Annotated in this window: 14 protein-coding genes; 13 read left to right on the top strand and 1 reads right to left on the bottom strand. The window is 42.6% G+C overall.

What is annotated here, in order from left to right:
* Positions 1 to 19: 19 nt before the first annotated feature.
* Positions 20 to 493 carry a low molecular weight protein-tyrosine-phosphatase gene (locus tag BUA53_RS11470; protein WP_072835518.1) on the bottom strand — a complete coding sequence of 158 codons (474 nt, stop codon included), beginning with the start codon at positions 491 to 493 and terminating at the stop codon, positions 20 to 22.
* 394 nt (positions 494 to 887) lie between these two features.
* Between BUA53_RS11470 and BUA53_RS11465 the strand changes: the two genes are divergently transcribed.
* The 13 genes from BUA53_RS11465 (at position 888) to nuoH (ending at position 12,557) form a co-directional block, all read left to right on the top strand.
* On the top strand, positions 888 to 1,685 hold the full coding sequence (locus BUA53_RS11465) for an energy transducer TonB (protein ID WP_072835517.1): 798 nt from the start codon (positions 888 to 890) through the stop codon (positions 1,683 to 1,685).
* A 32-nt stretch (positions 1,686 to 1,717) separates the two neighbouring features.
* Positions 1,718 to 1,957 (top strand): hypothetical protein, encoded by a 240-nt coding sequence (locus BUA53_RS11460; RefSeq protein ID WP_072835516.1) that lies wholly within the window; start codon positions 1,718 to 1,720, stop codon positions 1,955 to 1,957.
* Positions 1,954 to 2,874 (top strand): PstS family phosphate ABC transporter substrate-binding protein, encoded by a 921-nt coding sequence (locus BUA53_RS11455; RefSeq protein ID WP_084080018.1) that lies wholly within the window; start codon positions 1,954 to 1,956, stop codon positions 2,872 to 2,874. The genes BUA53_RS11460 and BUA53_RS11455 overlap by 4 nt, the downstream gene beginning before the upstream one ends.
* A gap of 60 nt (positions 2,875 to 2,934) precedes the next feature.
* Positions 2,935 to 4,659, top strand: a complete 1,725-nt coding sequence (locus BUA53_RS11450; protein ID WP_072835515.1) for a tetratricopeptide repeat protein — start codon at positions 2,935 to 2,937, stop codon at positions 4,657 to 4,659.
* A gap of 124 nt (positions 4,660 to 4,783) precedes the next feature.
* Positions 4,784 to 5,194, top strand: coding sequence for an NADH-quinone oxidoreductase subunit A (locus BUA53_RS11445; RefSeq protein WP_084080016.1), 411 nt, complete (start codon positions 4,784 to 4,786; stop codon positions 5,192 to 5,194).
* A gap of 66 nt (positions 5,195 to 5,260) precedes the next feature.
* A complete protein-coding gene (locus BUA53_RS11440) occupies positions 5,261 to 5,845 on the top strand; it encodes an NADH-quinone oxidoreductase subunit B (RefSeq protein WP_072835514.1) in 585 nt (194 codons plus the stop codon).
* Positions 5,846 to 5,891: 46 nt separating this feature from the next.
* Positions 5,892 to 6,467 (top strand): NADH-quinone oxidoreductase subunit C, encoded by a 576-nt coding sequence (locus BUA53_RS11435; protein WP_072835513.1) that lies wholly within the window; start codon positions 5,892 to 5,894, stop codon positions 6,465 to 6,467.
* Positions 6,468 to 6,527: 60 nt separating this feature from the next.
* Entirely contained in the window at positions 6,528 to 7,757 is a 1,230-nt protein-coding gene (locus tag BUA53_RS11430; RefSeq protein ID WP_072835512.1) for an NADH-quinone oxidoreductase subunit D, read from the top strand.
* Positions 7,758 to 7,823: 66 nt separating this feature from the next.
* Positions 7,824 to 8,321, top strand: a complete 498-nt coding sequence (locus BUA53_RS11425) for an NADH-quinone oxidoreductase subunit NuoE family protein (protein ID WP_072835511.1) — start codon at positions 7,824 to 7,826, stop codon at positions 8,319 to 8,321.
* Positions 8,322 to 8,394: 73 nt separating this feature from the next.
* The gene (gene nuoF / locus BUA53_RS11420; protein ID WP_072835510.1) at positions 8,395 to 9,747 is read left to right on the top strand and encodes an NADH-quinone oxidoreductase subunit NuoF; all 1,353 of its coding nucleotides are present in this window, start codon (positions 8,395 to 8,397) and stop codon (positions 9,745 to 9,747) included.
* Positions 9,748 to 9,817: 70 nt separating this feature from the next.
* The gene (locus BUA53_RS11415; protein WP_072835509.1) at positions 9,818 to 10,207 is read left to right on the top strand and encodes a four helix bundle protein; all 390 of its coding nucleotides are present in this window, start codon (positions 9,818 to 9,820) and stop codon (positions 10,205 to 10,207) included.
* Between the two features lie 39 nt (positions 10,208 to 10,246).
* Positions 10,247 to 11,413, top strand: coding sequence for an NADH-quinone oxidoreductase subunit G (locus BUA53_RS11410; RefSeq protein ID WP_084080014.1), 1,167 nt, complete (start codon positions 10,247 to 10,249; stop codon positions 11,411 to 11,413).
* 97 nt (positions 11,414 to 11,510) lie between these two features.
* A complete protein-coding gene (gene nuoH / locus BUA53_RS11405; RefSeq protein WP_072835508.1) occupies positions 11,511 to 12,557 on the top strand; it encodes an NADH-quinone oxidoreductase subunit NuoH in 1,047 nt (348 codons plus the stop codon).
* Positions 12,558 to 12,564 lie beyond the last annotated feature (7 nt).

Here is a 12,564-nt window from a genome sequence, read left to right as displayed (position 1 = left end):
AGTAAAAACTAATAATGGGTTATTTGTTTTGTTGCCTGCCTGCATACTTTTCAATGATCTTATCGCAGGCTTCATCAATCAGCTTATACACTTCGTGGTAGCCCGGCTCAGGACCATACCAGGGATCTGGTACAGAAGCATTTTCGCCGGGGAATAATTCATTCAGGAATAATTCCACTTTTGATTGATCAAACCTGTTTTTCACGATGCTTTTAATATCATCTATTACATCATCTGCCATTGCATAGATCTTATCATATCGATCGAGATCTTCTTTGACAAACCGACGGGCCCTTTGTTCACAAATATCAATGCCATTTAACCTGGCAACTTTTTGAGACAGGGGATGGGGAGCTTCTCCAACATGATAACCATTTGTTCCGGCACTATCCACCTGCCAATCCAGGCCTGCCTGTTTTGCCTTAGATTGCAGAATGCCTTCAGCCAACGGACTCCTGCAGATATTTCCTAAGCACACCATCAATATTTTCATTGCCAATATTTAAGGGGTGCAAATTTAAGACTTTCCCGGTGTGAGCTCTCTTTGTATAGATTCTCATTACTTTAGTTCTCCTGGCAGATTCTGTTATTATTCATGGTGTTAGGAGCATATTTATGGTTGATTCTTATGAAAGAGCTCTGTAAAACCTCTATGTGACAGGTGTGCAATGCCTCCTTACCGCCTCTTTAAAGAGCCGTTACAGAGCCGTTACATAGGCGGCACATAGCCGTTACATAGCCGTTGCATAATGCAAGTAGGTTGCAGGGACTGGAATGGGAAGTCAGGAACCGGCATTTCCATTTTACCATTAAGAGAATTTTAAGAAATAATGATAATTTGATATGGAAAGCTTTCCTGAAAGCATCTTATTTATAAATTAATGAGTATGCAAGCATGGGAAATTTTAAAAGCCGATGTACTGGACATTCTCTTTGATAATCGCAATAAGCAGTACGGCGCCTATACGTTGCGCAGGCACTATCCTTTAAGATTGAAAATTGCATTGGGACTTACTTTAAGCTCCGTTCTTTTCCTGAGTTTATTGTTTCGTAATGCTGGTGATTCAATTATTTATACAGAGCGGGAAAAACCATTTGTGCATGTCATAGAAATTGCGCCTTTTACACCCTTGCCTAAGCCGCCTGAAGCACCACCGCCTCCCAGGAGGGCGCAATCGAGTTACTCTGATCAAATGAAGATAGTTGCTAACCCGGATGAGAAAAGGATGATGAAGACGGTAGAAGATATTTCAATGAGCGCCATAGGAGGTAGTAATGTGGATGGTCCTGCAGATGCTTCCCTTCCTAACATGCCCGACCAGGCGCAATCAAAGGAAACTACTGCCACACCTGCAAAGGCAGATGCCCCAGCTTTTGAGGTAGTGGAACAGCAACCAGAGTTTCCCGGAGGTGCCCGGGCGTGGGTTAATTACCTGAACAGGAATCTTCAAACGCCTGCTGATTTGGAGCCGGGAGAAAAGAAAATAGTGTTGATCAAATTCATAGTAGATGCCGATGGATCGGTAACAGGTTTTACGGTTGTCCGCTCGGGTGGCTATGCTTTTGATAATGAGGTGATAAGAGTATTAAGAAAAATGCCTAAGTGGAAACCAGCCATTCAAAACGGTCATGCAGTGACGGTTTCATTTACGCAGCCGGTAACATTTGTAGGACTTGAAGAGTAAAAAGTTTTAAATTGCTCCACCCAATTAAAGGTATGATAGAAGAGTTTCAGGAAGAACAAAGGAAAAGAGTCAACCGCATGCGCTCTATTATGGATTATGCCATGGGAGCATTGATCCTGTTCATAGGACTGTATTTTTGTTTGAATAAGGTGCTGCACATAAATGTCTTTAACAGGCAACCTTCTTCAATGGATGTTTTTATAGGTATAGTATTTATATTTTATGGCATCTGGAGAATGTACAGGGGTTACAAAAAGGATTATTATAGATGAATTTCAAGTGTAGGGTGAGGATGGTCTTGTTATTATTCCTGGTAATTTTTTTCCAGGCTTGTTCTGATAAGTCAAAGGAAAAGAAAATAGACAGGTTTGATAATGGTACCATTTATATTAGTTGTGACGAATCTTTCAAACCAGTCATAGATGCCGAAATTGAAGTGTACCAGGCCAGTTACCCGGATGCCCATATCAATGTTCAATATAAGCCGGAGGCCGACTGTCTGCGTGATTTTGGAGTAGATTCTATCAGGATGATCATTGCCACGAGGGGTTTTTCGGAAAGCGAGAGGAAGTTCATGATCGATTCGTTAAAAGTGGGTCCTGTACAGGCCACCGTTGCGCATGACGCCATTGCAGTGATCATTCACCCCGAAGCAAAAGACTCCTTTTTTACAATGGATCGTATCCGTGACCTGGTGAGTGGAAATCTTAAAGAAAATCTAATTCCTGTTTTTGATGGTCTGAAGGCCACCAGTACGGTTCGGTTTATGATAGATTCAGTGCTTAAAGGTAAAAACCTGGGCAAAAACGTTGTGGGGGCTCAAAGCAGTGAAGGCGTAATTGATTACGTGTCAAAAACACCCAATGCTGTAGGATTTATTGGCGTAAGCTGGGTAGGGAATAAGGAAGACACAAGCCAGCAAAGTTTTTTAAAAAGGATCAGGCTTGCAAGGTTGGAGAGTACGGACAGCGCCAATGCATTTGTATTACCTGTTCAATACCTGATTTATACTAAAAGTTATCCTATGGTACGTGATTTGGTATATGTACTTCGGGAACAGCAATATGGGCTTGGTGGGGCTTTTGCAAATTTTTTAAAGAGCGACAGGGGACAATTGATCTTCAGGCGTGCTTATCTTCAACCCGCAAAGAAGCCGTTTTATGTGCGCCGTGCCGAGTTAAAGGACTAACATTAACAACTAGTAAGTAAACGAAACTGAATAATTTTAAATCTAAAAAGAAAACGAAAAATGAAGAAATCGGCAATTGTTTTAGTTTTTGCAATGGCTCTCTCCTTTGTAGTACGGGCTCAGAGTATCCAGGAAGGAGTTAACAATTTTTATGCAGAACGATATGGAAGTGCCAAGTCAATTTTTGATAAATTACTTGCATCCAATCCAAACAATATAGAAGCTACCTATTGGCTGGGGCAAACCTACCTGGCACAGGAAAATTTAAGCGGAGCTAAAAGCTTATATGAAAAAGCTTTGGCTTCAAATGGCAATGCGCCGTTATTCCTGGCAGGTATGGGTCATGTTGAATTACTGGAAGGAAATAAAACAGGTGCCCGTCAGCATTTTGAGCAGGCCATAACTGCCAGTAAAGGAAGAAAAGGTGCTGATCCTGTAGTATTAACAGCAATAGGACGAGCCAATGTTGATGCTTATAGCGATGCCAAAAGAAACGGAGACCTTGATTATGCTATTGCCAAGCTCAATGAAGCAGCACAGATAGCACCTAACAATCCAGATGTATTCCTGACCCTTGGTAACGCTTACCGTAAAAAACATTTAGGTGGAGAAGCTGTACAAGCCTATCGTAAAGCAGGGAATTTTGCTCCTGCTATTTACAGAACAGCTATGCTGTACCAAACACAGTCACAACCCGGGCAAGGGTATTCAGATATAGTTTTAGAGAATCTTAATAATGCTATTTCAGCAGATCCACGATTTGCACCCGCATACGAACAGCTTTATTATTATAATCTTTTATATAAGAAAGATTTTGCCACTGCAGAAACCTTTGCTACTAAATATATTTCCAATTCAGACCCAAGTGTTGAAAACGACTACCTGAAAGCGCAGACAGATTTTGTTCAGAAGAAGTTTTCAGATGCTGTGAACATTGGTAAGAATATTATCTCACAGACTAACAATAATGCTAAACCAAGGGTATACCGCCTGATGGGATATAGCTACCTTGAGTTGAAGGACACTACTACTGCCTGTCAGTTTGTAAACGATTTCTTCAAGCATGCCAAAGATGAAGATATAATCGGCGAAGATTATTTGTTACATGCAACAGCGTGTGGTAAAAACGATCCTGAGATTATCAGGACAGACGTATACAAAGCAGTGCAGATAGACAGTGTGCTTTCACGCCAGATAGGCTTGTTGACAAAGGCTGCCACTGATGCAAAAAACAACAACCAGCGTGTGCTGGAAGCTGAATTGAACAAGCTTTCTTTTGACCTGAGGAAGCCTGACCAGAGAAATGCTACAGAGTTGATCAATGGTGTGGCCTTACCTTATTTCTTTGGCGGAGCTTACCAAAAAGCTGACAGTGCTGCAAAAGCATATATAGCTATCGCTCCTGACAGCATTTGGGGACATTACTGGAGCGCCCTTGCCCTTGCTTCCATTGACACCAGCATGGAGCAGGGACTGGCAATGCCGGCCTATCAAAAAGTTTTAGATATTGCTGCTACAGACAAAGTGCGTTTTAAAAGCCAGGGTGTAAGAGCGGCGCAGACATTAGCTATCTACAGCTTTAATATTAAAAATGATAAAGCTGCAGCTGCTGCATACGTGCAAAAGGGTCTTGAATTTGATCCTACCAATGCCAATCTGAAGAATATTGAAGGGGTATTGAACGCCAAGCCTAGTGCACCAGCTAAAAACAATAGTGGGTCGTCCGGTGGAGCTACCAAGGAAAAGACCAAAACAGGTACTACCAAAGTGAAGAAAAAAGGATAAAACTCCTTAAATATAAATAAAAAGCCTCCTCCAGGGAGGCTTTTTCAATTGATAAAGCTCATATAAATAATAACTTAAAGATTGATAGTTGTGGCTTATTTTTGCGTGCCCATTTGAAAAACTTATGTTCCATCTTCTTCAAACGAACGTAACCCAGACGGTTAGTGATGCAAGCAGTGCAGGAAGCTATTTTCCTGTAGGTATTCAATTGTTATTTGTAGTGGGTATGATTGGTTTCCTCATGGTGGTTACACACCTGCTGGGGCCTAAAAGACACACTTCGGACAAATTGCAAACTTTTTCAAGCGGTATTGAAAGTCATGGTGATGCACGTCAGCCTATGGCCATCAAGTATTTCCTGGTAGCCATCCTCTTTGTATTATTTGATGTGGAAGTGATCTTTTTCTATCCTTACGCTGTTAATTTCAGGGGGTTAGGTTGGAGCGGTTTTTGGGCTGTCTTAATGTTTGTGGCTTTTTTCCTTTGTGGATTTATCTACATTATAAAAAAGGGAGCATTGGATTGGGAAGATTAATATTTAATAACGAAGCGGGCTGCTTAGCTGAGAATTATTAAATAGAACAATTAAAACTGAATTATTATGGCACGTCCTGTTTCATATAATATAAAACAAAAGCCCCTGGAGAGTGATATTAGCCTGGTTGATATGCCGGAAGGCTACCAGGGCGAGGGCTTCTTTGCTTCCAAGTTGAGCGATGTGGTAGGATTGGCGCGCAAGAATTCCATCTGGCCTTTACCTTTTGCTACTTCTTGCTGTGGAATTGAGTTCATGGCCACCATGGCGTCCCACTATGACCTTGCACGTTTTGGTTCTGAAAGGGTAGGGTTTTCACCCCGTCAGTGTGACTTATTAATGGTAATGGGTACTATAGCTAAGAAAATGGCACCTGTGGTAAAACAGGTTTACCTGCAAATGGCTGAACCCCGTTGGGTAATGGCAGTAGGTGCCTGCGCCTGCAGTGGAGGTATCTTTGACAGCTATAGCGTACTACAGGGTATTGACCAGGTAGTGCCTGTGGATGTGTATGTGCCGGGTTGTCCTCCCAGACCTGAAGCTATCCTGGACGGTTTTATGAAAGTGCAGGATCTTGTAGGAAAGGAAGAACTGCGCCGCCGCAACAGTGAGCACTATAAAAAATTATTAGAAAGCTACGGAATTCAATAAATAAGCTCAGGCCCGCCCAAAGCGGGTTTAGCTGGAGTTAGAAACTATGTCTTTATCGAACGACCTAATAAAACAACGACTAACTGAAAAATTTGGTGACCAGGTCACTAACATTGAGGAGCCTTATGGTATGCTCACTTTCGAGGTTCCCAAAGATCTGAACCTTAAAATGCTCCAGTTTCTATATGATGATGAGGAACTAAAGTTCAGGTTTCTTACAGATCTTACTGCTGTTCACTATCCTGCTTATAAAGGAAGAGAGCTGGCTGTGGTGTATCACCTGCATAACCTGGTTGATAACTGCCGCATTCGCTTCAAGGTTTTTACAGATATTAATAAGCCTGATGTTTTCAGTGCCGTAAATATTTACGCTTCTGCCAATTGGCAGGAAAGAGAAGCATATGATTTTTATGGGGTCAACTTTGTTGGTCACCCCAATCTTATACGTATTCAAAATGTGGAAGAAATGGATTACTTCCCCCAGCGCAAAGAGTTTCCGCTGGAAGACCAGACAAGGATAGATAAGGATGATGAAATGTTTGGCAGGGGAGGAAGTTTTGACTTTGGTAACAAGCAGGCAGATGGTTCGCCTACAACTATAAGCGAAGCAGAGAAGAAATAATAAAGGGCAGAAACATTTTTAAGAACTCCCCAAGGGGATTAAAGCTGACTAATAAATTTCATGTCTACGACTGATAAACATATCACACTTTCTGAAGGAAGTATTGAAACCAAAACCACCCGGTTGAACCTGGGGCCTACGCACCCGGCAACACATGGTGTGTTTCAAAATATCCTTGAACTGGATGGCGAACGTATTGTTTCTGCTGAACAAACCATTGGTTACATTCACAGGGCATTTGAAAAGATTGCTGAACGCCGACCTCTTTACCAGATCACCCCTCTAACAGACAGGTTAAACTATTGTTCTGCCCCTATCAATAATATGGGCTGGCATTTGACCTGCGAAAAATTGCTTGGTATCCAGTTGCCCAAAAGAGTTGATTACTTAAGGGTGATCATTATGGAACTGGCCCGTATTGCCGATCATTTGATCTGTAATTCTATAGTTGGGGTAGATTCAGGGGCTTATACCGGCTTCCTGTATGTAATGCAATACCGTGAGTTGATCTACGAGATATGGGAGGAAGTGTGTGGTTCGCGGCTAACAACGAATATTGGGCGTATTGGTGGATTTGAAAGAGACTTTAATGATATAGCCTTTACCAAGCTTGAAAAATTCCTGAAGGAATACCCTGGCGTACTTACAGAGTTTGAAAACCTTTTTGCACGCAACCGCATTTTTATGGAGCGGACCATTGGAGCCGGGCCTATCAGTGCTGAACGTGCATTGAATTATGGTTTCACGGGTCCTAACCTCAGGGCTGCAGGTGTTGACTATGACGTGAGGGTGCATACACCTTACAGTTCCTACCAGGATTTTGACTTCATTATTCCTACGGGTACAACTGGTGATTGTTATGACCGCTTCCTGGTGAGAAACCAGGAAATGCGTGAGTCGTTGAAGATCATTGAGCAGGCCTATAGAAAGATACAGGACTTTAAAGGTGAGGAAGCTACTATTTTCCATGCCGACGTTCCGGAATACTACCTGCCAGAGAAAAAGGATGTTTACACGAAGATGGAGGCCCTTATTTATCATTTCAAGATAGTTATGGGCGAGGTTGACATTCCACCGGGAGAAGTATATAATAGCGTGGAAGGAGCTAATGGAGAACTTGGTTTTTACCTGATAAGTGATGGAGGAAGGACACCCTATCGCCTTCACTTCCGCAGGCCATGCTTTATTTATTACCAGGCATTTGAAGAACTGACCAAAGGAAGTATGTTGAGTGATGCCATCATTGTAATGTCTTCATTGAACCTGATAGCAGGAGAGATGGATGGATAATTTGTAAATCATAATAATGCATAGCGGTAAACCTGTTTTGCATTACCCTTATATTTTGCATTGGAAATGAAATTTTCAGAAGAAAAATTAAAAAAGGTACAGGAGATCATTGAACGTTACCCTGAGGGGAAACAAAAAAGTGCACTGTTACCATTATTGCACCTTGCACAGGAGGAAAATGGCGGTTGGCTTAGTGTGGAAGCCATGGATCTTGTGGCCGGTTTACTGCAGTTGAAGCCCATTGAAGTATACGAAGTGGCCACTTTTTATAGCATGTACAATTTAAAGCCTGTAGGCAAATACCTTTTCGAGGTTTGCCAGACCGGGCCATGTATGCTGAAAGGCAGTGATGAGATCATTAACTATATCAAGAAGAAACTGGATATTGGTGTTGGTGAAACTACAAGCGACGGAATGTTCACTTTAAAAACTGTAGAATGTCTTGGAGCCTGTGGTTATGCGCCTATGATGCAAATGGGAAAATACTATAAGGAACACCTGACACCGGAAAAAGTGGACCAGATCATTGATGAATGCAGGAGAACAGCAGCTCAGAACAATTAAAAAATAAATATTAATAAGCACAGGGTCGGGATCAGCCTATTTAATTTTGACCTTTCGCTTTTGACTTTATAAGATGGGCCGAAAATTATTATTAGATAAAGCACATATTGAAGGCATCCGCAACTACGATGTATATCGCCGGAATGGTGGCTATGCCGCCGTTGAAAAAGCCTTTAAAATGGCACCAGCAGATATTGTAGAGGAGGTAAAGAAAAGTGGATTGAGAGGAAGGGGTGGTGCGGGCTTCCCTACCGGGATGAAGTGGAGTTTCCTGGCTAAGCCTGAAGGAGTAGCGCGCTACCTGGTATGCAATGCTGATGAATCAGAACCAGGCACTTTTAAGGATCGCTACCTGATGGAATTCATTCCCCATTTGCTTATAGAGGGATTGATCGTTTCATCCTTTGCTTTAGGATCTAACAGAACGTATATCTATATACGCGGAGAATATGCCTGGATAGTGGATATCCTGGAACAGGCCATAGCCGAGGCCAACCAGGCGGGCTTCCTGGGAAAGAATATTTTAGGAACAGGCTTCGACTGCCAGATCTATGTGCAGCGGGGCGCAGGTGCCTATATCTGTGGTGAAGAAACAGCATTGCTGGAGAGCCTTGAGGGTAAAAGAGGTAATCCACGTATCAAGCCACCATTCCCTGCGGTGAAAGGATTATATGACTGTCCCACAGTTGTAAACAATGTGGAAACACTGGCTGCCATAGTGCCTATATTAAATATTGGCGGAGAGGAGTATGCGAAAATAGGCGTGGGCCGATCTACAGGTACGAAACTGATCTCTGCCTGTGGTAACATCAATAAGCCCGGCATCTACGAGATAGATATGACCATATCCGTGGAGGAATTTATTTACAGCGATGAATATTGCGGTGGTATTCCCAATGGAAAGAAATTAAAGGCCTGTATACCAGGAGGTTCTTCAGTTCCCATCCTGCCAGCCAACCTGTTGCTGAAAACAGTGAAGGGAGAGAAAAGGATGATGACCTATGAAAGCCTTGCTGATGGTGGTTTTGCCACTGGTTCCATGATGGGGTCCGGAGGCTTTATTGTACTGGATGAAGACCAGTGCGTGGTGAGGCATACGATGACGCTTGCCCGTTTCTACCGTCATGAAAGCTGCGGACAGTGTTCGCCCTGCAGGGAAGGGACAGGATGGATGGAAAAGATCCTGCATAATATTGAATATGGAAAAGGAAAGATGAGTGATATTGACCTTCTTTGGGATATTCAAAGTAAGATAGAAGGCAATACCATTTGTCCATTGGGTGATGCTGCTGCCTGGCCGGTAGCTGCAGCCATAAGGCATTTCCGTGACGAGTTTGAATGGCATGTGCTCAATCCGGAAGAAGCTCAGAAGAGAAACTTTGGATTAGCGCATTATGCGGATCCGTTGGAAGTATCAGTAGCATAGAAGTCAAAAGTCAAAAGTAAAAAGTAAAAAATAGGAAGTTGCTTTAGGATTTTGACTTAGAACAGGTAATATGGATTTTGAGAATATCATAGAAGAACCCGGTAAACCATATAATATCAGGCATAGGTGCTTTTTCTTTGCCAGGGACGTGATATTCCTGGTAAAAGATGCAATGTTTGATAATGTATATAATTCATTGTTTAATCAATTAATAAAAAGTGCGAGTTCAATAGGAGCTAACCTGGTGGAAGGCAAAGCAGGCAGTTCCAAAAGAGATTGGAAAAACTTTAATACCATAGCTCTGAAATCCGCAAATGAAACGAAGTACTGGTTGTGTTTGATTAGAGATACAATGGATATTGATAAAGAAAGAATTGAAGGTCTGCTGAAAGAAGCAGATGAAATTTCGAAGATAATAGCAAGTGTCATTGTGAAAGCAGGACAAGTGGGTAAAGAATAAGCATTTTGACTTTTTAATTTTGACTTTTGACTTAATAAGATGGCTGAAGAAAAGAAATTATTCAAGGTAACTATAGACAACATCACCATTGAGGTGGAGCCGGGGACGAGTATTCTGCAGGCTGCAAGGATGATAGGTGGTGATATTGTCCCCCCCACCATGTGTTATTACAGCAAGTTGAAGAACACGGGTGGATATTGCCGCACCTGCATGGTGAAAGTGGCTGCCGGATCTACAGCAGATCCACGGCCTATGCCTAAGCTGGTAGCTTCCTGCAGGACCAATGTAATGGATGGAATGATCGTAGAGAACATTACCAATCCAGCCGTGCTTGAAGCAAGAAAAGGAGTGGTTGAATTCCTTTTAATAAACCATCCGCTGGATTGCCCTGTCTGCGACCAGGCAGGGGAATGTGATCTCCAGGACCTTAGCTATGCACATGGTACTGAGGGCAGCCGCTTTGAGTTTCGTAAAAGAACTTTTGAGCGTATTGATCTTGGCCCTTATATCCAGCTGCATATGACGCGGTGCATATTATGCTACCGCTGTGTGCATACTGCCAACCAGGTGGCTGGCCAACGCGAACATGGTGTATTGGATAGAGGAGATCATGCGCAAATAGCCACATACATCAGGGAATCCCTGGATAGTGAATTCATAGGTAATGTCATAGATGTTTGCCCGGTAGGCGCACTGACAGACAGAACCTTCCGGTTTAAGAACAGGGTTTGGTTCACCAAGCCTGTAGAAGCACACCGTGATTGCCCGACCTGTAAAGGAAAGGTACGTTTATGGATGCGCGGTGATGATGTATTAAGGGTAACCGGAAGAAAGGACCAATGGGGTGAAGTGGAAGACTGGATCTGTAATGACTGCCGCTTTGAAAAAAAGAAAGTTTCGGATTGGGTCATTGAAGGACCTACTACAGTAAACAGGCACTCTGTGATATCACAGGGACATTATACTGGCATCAAAAAACCAGGTGAAACCTTTGAGCCTTTGATGCATCGCAAGCCAAAGCTTTTAATGGATATTCACGCGGTGAGCAACGTAAATAAGGTTGACCTGAACAATATTCCGGGTCCGGCAACAGGAAAGACATTTAATGGCGATCCGCTCTCCATGGGAAACAATCCTACTGATGTGAAAGAAGGTGTAGGAAGGAACATGGCAGGAACTGATTCAACCAATCCTGACACGCCTTAAGCGAAATCTTTTGAGTGGCAGGTAGGTAGATAGATATAATTGGACTAACAAAAAAAGGTAATGTGCAGGAAACTGCAGCAAACCAGAAGTGAACAACATGTATTTATTGCAAATTGACTGGTGGATATTTTTTGAAAAGCTGATACTTGTAGCGGTGATAGTGACAACCGCACTGGTGGTTGCCATGTATAGTACCTATGCAGAAAGGAAGATCGCAGCTTTTTTACAGGACAGGCGCGGTCCAAACAGGGCGGGTCCTTTTGGACTATTGCAACCTATGGCCGACGGTCTTAAACTTTTTATGAAAGAAGAGATCATTCCAATGACTTCTTCTAAATTTCTTTTCGTTTTAGGACCCATGCTCGCCATGATAACAGCCTGCATGACTTCAGCTGTCATTCCCTGGGGCTCCACCATTGATATCAAAGGACACCAGGTGCCTCTCCAGATATCAGATATTAATATAGGCATTCTTTACATATTTGGTGTGGTAAGCCTTGGTGTGTATGGCATCATGATAGGTGGATGGGCTTCCAACAATAAGTTTTCCTTACTGGCAGCTGTTAGAGGTGCATCGCAGATGATCTCCTATGAACTGGCAATGGGGCTTTCCCTTCTTGCGGTTCTGATGTTGGTAGGTGACCTGAGGATGAGCAGTATTGTAAATCACCAGATAGCCAATGGATGGAATGTGCTCTACCAGCCTTTAGGGTTTTTAATATTCTTTATCTGCGCACTGGCAGAATGTAACAGAACCCCTTTTGACCTGCCTGAAGCAGAGAATGAGCTGAACTTTGGTTACCACCAGGAGTATTCATCCATGAAGCTTGGGTTTTATCTTTTTGCTGAATACATTAATATGTTCATTTCCGCTGTTGTGATGTCAACATTGTTCTTTGGAGGATATGACATTCCTTTTGTAAATGAAGCAGCCTGGGGCAATCATTGGTGGGTAGGCCTGATAGGATTTGTGGTATTGATGACCAAGGCGGCTCTTTTTATTTTCCTGTTTATGTGGATCCGTTGGACTATCCCACGTTTCCGGTATGATCAATTAATGAACCTTGGCTGGAAAAAATTATTGCCCCTTGCCCTGGTAAATATGCTTATAACAGCAGTAGTGATATTGCTACTACATAAATAATTGGTTT

This window comes from Flavisolibacter ginsengisoli DSM 18119, assembly GCF_900129295.1.
Taxonomy (GTDB): Bacteria; Bacteroidota; Bacteroidia; order Chitinophagales; family Chitinophagaceae; genus Flavisolibacter; species Flavisolibacter ginsengisoli.
This window is presented reverse-complemented; position numbering and strand designations above follow the sequence as displayed.